The sequence below is a fragment of the Parabacteroides sp. ZJ-118 genome, assembly GCF_011038785.1.
In the GTDB taxonomy this organism is placed as follows: domain Bacteria; phylum Bacteroidota; class Bacteroidia; order Bacteroidales; family Tannerellaceae; genus Parabacteroides.
Map to the genome: position 1 here is coordinate 1 of NZ_JAAKDT010000081.1, position 3,061 is coordinate 3,061.

The window sequence follows — 3,061 nt, forward strand, 5'->3', positions numbered from 1 at the left end:
GGTAATTATGTGTATGCTGATAAGACGGATTTGGTCTATCGGTTGACGCATTCAGACTCGAAATATATCTTCTTGAGCCGTCCCCGCCGTTTCGGTAAGTCGTTGCTGACCTCCACGCTCCGTAGCTACTTCGAGGGTCGTAAGGAGCTGTTCGAGGGTCTGGCCATCGAGAAATTGGAGAAGGAGTGGACGAGTCATCCGGTGCTTCATTTCGACATGAGTACGGCCAAGCACACGGACAAGGATCGGCTTCTGAACGAGTTAGAGAGGAAATTGTATGATTACGAGCAGATATACGGACGTGATGAGAGCGCTGTTTATACGAACCAACGATTGGAAGGTCTTATCAAGCGGGCTTATAAGCAGACGGGGCAAAAGGTAGTGGTCTTGATCGATGAATACGACGCTCCACTCTTGGATGTGGTGCATGAGGAAAAAGACTTGCCCCAGTTGCGCAACGTGATGCGCAATTTCTACAGCCCGTTGAAGGCCTGCGACCCCTACCTTCGTTTCGTCTTCCTGACCGGTATCACGAAGTTCTCCCAGCTGAGCATCTTTAGTGGGCTAAACAATATATTGAACATCAGCATGTTTCCGGAGTATGCCACGCTCTGCGGCATCACAGAGGAGGAGATGCAGGAACAGATGGGCGAAGGCATTGACCGGTTGGCTGCTAACCTCGGCGTTACCCCGGAAGAGGCTTTGAAATCATTGAAACAGAATTACGACGGGTACCATTTCGCATGGCCGTCGCCTGATATATACAATCCGTTCAGTTTGCTGAACGCATTGGCCAACGGTCGGATCGACTCCTACTGGTTCGGCAGTGGAACGCCTACCTACCTGATCGAGATGTTGCGTAAGTACCATGTGATCCCGCAGGAGATCGGCAATCGAAAATGTGTGGCAGCCGATTTTGACGCGCCAACGGAACGGATGACAAGCATCACGCCGTTGCTATACCAAAGCGGCTATATCACGATCAAGGGCTATTCCCATTTTTCCGACCTGTATCAGTTGGACATCCCAAATAGGGAGGTGCGAATCGGCTTGATGCGCAGCCTATTACCCAACTACGTGCAACGTCCCGCCGAACTGAATACGCTGGTGGCGGAAATGGCGGAGAAGATCTACAACGGTGACATGGAGGGTGCGTTGCGTTTGATGCGCACGGTCCTCTCTACGATCCCCTATTGCGAGAATACGCATTATGAGGGTCATTACCAGCAATTGCTTTATGTGATTTTCACGCTGCTCGGCAATTATGTGGATGTAGAGGTCCGTACGCCGAAGGGGCGCGTGGACATGGTGCTCTGCACACCTTCCACGCTTTACGTGATTGAGTTGAAACTGGATCAAAGCGCCGAGGCTGCCATGGAGCAGATCGACCTGAAGGAATATCCCGAACGCTTCGCCCTCTGCGGCCTTCCGGTGGTGAAGGTAGCTATCAATTTCAGTACGGAGAAACGTACGATTGAAGAGTGGAAGATAGAAGATGGGTGTATTAAAAATTAATGAAGATTATGAAAGGGAGACGATTATATCCGATAGGAATCCAAACATTCTCGGAAATCCGGGAGGGTGGTTATGTGTATGCTGATAAGACGGATTTGGTCTATCGGTTGACGCATTCAGACTCGAAATATATCTTCTTGAGCCGTCCCCGCCGTTTCGGTAAGTCGTTGCTGACCTCTACGCTCCGCTGTTACTTCGAGGGGCGTAAGGAGTTGTTCGAGGGGTTGTCCATCGAGAAATTAGAGAAGGAGTGGACGAGCCATCCTGTGCTTCATTTCGACATGAGTACGGCCAAGCACACGGACAAGGATCGGCTTCTGAACGAGTTAGAGAGGAAATTGTATGATTACGAGCAGATATACGGACGTGATGAGAGCGCTGTTTATACGAACCAACGATTGGAAGGTCTTATCAAACGGGCTTATAAGCAGACGGGGCAAAAGGTGGTAGTCTTGATCGATGAGTACGACGCCCCGCTCTTGGATGTAATGCACGAGGATAGGGATCTTCCCGTTCTTCGCAACGTGATGCGCAACTTCTACAGTCCGTTGAAGGCCTGCGACCCCTACCTTCGTTTCGTCTTCCTGACCGGTATCACGAAATTCTCCCAGTTGAGCATCTTTAGCGAGTTAAACAACATATTGAACATCAGTATGTTCCCGGAATATGCCACACTCTGCGGTATCACGGAGGAGGAGATGCGGGAACAGATGGGCGAGGGCATTGACCGTTTGGCAGTCAACCTCGGCGTTACCCCGGAAGAGGCTTTGAAGTCATTGAAAAAGAATTACGACGGATACCATTTCGCCTGGCCGTCGCCTGATATATACAATCCGTTCAGTTTGCTGAACGCGCTGGCAAACGGTCGGATCGACTCCTACTGGTTCGGTAGCGGAACACCAACTTACCTGATCGAGATGCTGAGCAAGTATCACGTGAAACCCCAGCAAATAGGCGCACGTAAAGTGTTGGCTGAGTCGTTTGATGCTCCCACGGAACGGATGCTCGATATTACGCCATTGCTCTATCAGAGTGGTTACATCACGATAAAGGATTATTCCTCACTCACGAATTTGTACACACTCGACATTCCCAACAAAGAGGTGCGTATAGGGTTGATGAAGAGCTTATTGCCCAATTATTTGCGTCAATACACGGCGGATGGACTTACTACGGTGGCCCTTCTTTTCGAGGCGATTGCGGGAGAGCGGATGGATGATGCCCTGCGTCTGTTGCAGACGTTCCTGTCCACCATCCCCCAATGTGACAATACGGATTACGAGGGTCATTACCAGTCCTTGCTTTACACGATCTTCAGCCTGTTAGGCATGTATGTGGATGTGGAAGTCCGTACTCCCAGAGGCCGTGTGGATATGGTGATGCGCACACCGACAACGCTCTACATCGTGGAATTGAAGTTGAACAAGACCGCAGGCATTACCCTCGATCAAATCCATCTGCGCAATTACCCGGAACGCTTCGCCCTCTGCGGCCTGCCCATCGTAAAGGTCGCCATCAACTTTGACAGTGAGCGGCATACGTTAGG

General features: G+C 50.6%; 2 protein-coding genes. Both read left to right on the forward strand.

Going from position 1 to position 3,061, the window contains the following annotated elements:
- On the forward strand, window positions 1-1,515 hold a 1,515-nt coding region (locus G7Y39_RS13115), incomplete at its 5' end, for an ATP-binding protein (RefSeq protein ID WP_165157885.1).
- An 8-nt stretch (window positions 1,516-1,523) separates the two neighbouring features.
- A partial coding sequence (locus G7Y39_RS13120; protein WP_165157886.1) for an ATP-binding protein occupies window positions 1,524-3,061 on the forward strand: 1,538 nt, incomplete at its 3' end.